This is a genomic window from Vibrio sp. 11986-1-5 (assembly GCF_963878025.1).
GTDB classification, from domain to species: Bacteria; Pseudomonadota; Gammaproteobacteria; order Enterobacterales; family Vibrionaceae; genus Vibrio; species Vibrio injensis.
Window position 1 is genome coordinate 1 of sequence record NZ_CAWNVW010000014.1, and the last position, 3110, is coordinate 3110.

At 51.0% G+C, this 3110-nt stretch carries 1 rRNA gene; it reads right to left on the reverse strand.

The features are described 5' to 3' along the window. Positions 1-20: 20 nt before the first annotated feature. Positions 21-2912 (reverse strand): 23S ribosomal RNA (locus tag AACS00_RS05835). Positions 2913-3110: the final 198 nt, after the last annotated feature.

Sequence of the window (3110 nt, forward strand, 5' to 3'; positions counted from 1 at the left end):
CAAAACCCCTTCGGTGTTGTATGGTTAAGCCTCACGGGCAATTAGTACAGGTTAGCTCAACGCCTCACAGCGCTTACACACCCTGCCTATCAACGTTCTAGTCTCGAACAACCCTTTAGGACACTTATAGTGCCAGGGAGAACTCATCTCAGGGCTCGCTTCGCGCTTAGATGCTTTCAGCGCTTATCAATTCCGAACTTAGCTACCGGGCAATGCCACTGGCGTGACAACCCGAACACCAGAGGTTCGTCCACTCCGGTCCTCTCGTACTAGGAGCAGCCCCCTTCAATTCTCCAACGCCCACGGCAGATAGGGACCGAACTGTCTCACGACGTTCTAAACCCAGCTCGCGTACCACTTTAAATGGCGAACAGCCATACCCTTGGGACCGACTTCAGCCCCAGGATGTGATGAGCCGACATCGAGGTGCCAAACACCGCCGTCGATATGAACTCTTGGGCGGTATCAGCCTGTTATCCCCGGAGTACCTTTTATCCGTTGAGCGATGGCCCTTCCATTCAGAACCACCGGATCACTATGACCTGCTTTCGCACCTGCTCGAACCGTCATTCTCGCAGTTAAGCGGGCTTATGCCATTGCACTAACCTCACGATGTCCAACCGTGATTAGCCCACCTTCGTGCTCCTCCGTTACTCTTTGGGAGGAGACCGCCCCAGTCAAACTACCCACCAGGCACTGTCCGCAACCCCGATTAGGGGCCAACGTTAGAACATCAAAACTACAAGGGTGGTATTTCAAGGTCGACTCCACGCAAACTAGCGTCTGCGCTTCAAAGTCTCCCACCTATCCTACACATGTAGGTTCAATGTTCAGTGCCAAGCTGTAGTAAAGGTTCACGGGGTCTTTCCGTCTAGCCGCGGGTACACTGCATCTTCACAGCGATTTCAATTTCACTGAGTCTCGGGTGGAGACAGCGTGGCCATCATTACGCCATTCGTGCAGGTCGGAACTTACCCGACAAGGAATTTCGCTACCTTAGGACCGTTATAGTTACGGCCGCCGTTTACCGGGGCTTCGATCAAGAGCTTCGACTTGCGTCTAACCCCATCAATTAACCTTCCGGCACCGGGCAGGCGTCACACCGTATACGTCATCTTGCGATTTTGCACAGTGCTGTGTTTTTAATAAACAGTTGCAGCCACCTGGTATCTGCGACTCTCAATAGCTCCATCCGCAAGGGACTTCACCGTCAAGAGCGTACCTTCTCCCGAAGTTACGGTACCATTTTGCCTAGTTCCTTCACCCGAGTTCTCTCAAGCGCCTTGGTATTCTCTACCCGACCACCTGTGTCGGTTTGGGGTACGATTTCTTATGAACTGAAGCTTAGAGGCTTTTCCTGGAAGCAGGGCATCAATGACTTCACTGCCGTAGCAGCTCGACGTCGTGTCTCAGCCTAACAAGAAACCGGATTTACCTAGTCTCTTAGCCTACGCACTTGAACCAGGACAACCGTCGCCTGGCCCACCTAGCCTTCTCCGTCCCCCCATCGCATTCATAAGAAGTACGGGAATATTAACCCGTTTCCCATCGACTACGCCTTTCGGCCTCGCCTTAGGGGTCGACTTACCCTGCCCCGATTAACGTTGGACAGGAACCCTTGGTCTTCCGGCGGGGAGGTTTTTCACCCCCCTTGTCGTTACTCATGTCAGCATTCGCACTTCTGATACCTCCAGCAAACCTTACGATTCACCTTCAACGGCTTACAGAACGCTCCCCTACCCAATACGATAAATCGCATTGCCGCAGCTTCGGTGTATTGCTTAGCCCCGTTACATCTTCCGCGCAGGCCGACTCGACTAGTGAGCTATTACGCTTTCTTTAAATGATGGCTGCTTCTAAGCCAACATCCTAGCTGTCTAAGCCTTCCCACATCGTTTCCCACTTAGCAATACTTTGGGACCTTAGCTGGCGGTCTGGGTTGTTTCCCTCTTCACGACGGACGTTAGCACCCGCCGTGTGTCTCCCGGATAGTACTTACTGGTATTCGGAGTTTGCAAAGGGTTGGTAAGTCGGGATGACCCCCTAGCCTTAACAGTGCTCTACCCCCAGTAGTATTCGTCCGAGGCGCTACCTAAATAGCTTTCGGGGAGAACCAGCTATCTCCGAGTTTGATTGGCCTTTCACCCCTAGCCACAAGTCATCCGCTAATTTTTCAACATTAGTCGGTTCGGTCCTCCAGTTGATGTTACTCAACCTTCAACCTGCCCATGGCTAGATCACCCGGTTTCGGGTCTATATCCAGAGACTGAACGCCCAGTTAAGACTCGGTTTCCCTACGGCTCCCCTATTTGGTTAACCTTGCCACTGAATATAAGTCGCTGACCCATTATACAAAAGGTACGCAGTCACAGGACAAAGCCTGCTCCTACTGCTTGTACGTACACGGTTTCAGGTTCTATTTCACTCCCCTCACAGGGGTTCTTTTCGCCTTTCCCTCACGGTACTGGTTCACTATCGGTCAATCAGGAGTATTTAGCCTTGGAGGATGGTCCCCCCATATTCAGACAGGATAACACGTGTCCCGCCCTACTCGATTTCACTTTACTGGCGTTAACGGCTACGGGGCTATCACCCGGTATCGCGTGCCTTTCCAGAGCACTTCGCCTGACACCAATAAAGCTTAAGGGCTAATCCAATTTCGCTCGCCGCTACTTTCGGAATCTCGGTTGATTTCTTCTCCTCGGGGTACTTAGATGTTTCAGTTCCCCCGGTTTGCCTCGCTGCGCTATGTATTCACGCAGCGATAAGTGCTTATGCACTTGGGTTTCCCCATTCGGAAATCGTAGACTCAAGTGGCTGTTACTGCCTCATCTACGCTTATCGCAAGTTACTACGTCCTTCATCGCCTCTGACTGCCTAGGCATCCACCGTGTACGCTTAGTCACTTAACCATACAACCCGAAGGAGTTTCGGATTGTTGTTTAAACAACCTAAGTTGTCTCGCGTTTTATTTTCATGAGTGCGAGACAGATTTTGCCGGACTCAATTTTTGAAAAGCATCCGAAGATGTTTTTCACCAAGCACACTTGAATGTGTATTTTTGGTCTTTATCAAAAGATAAAGATTGAGAACTTTACAAGTAACTTATC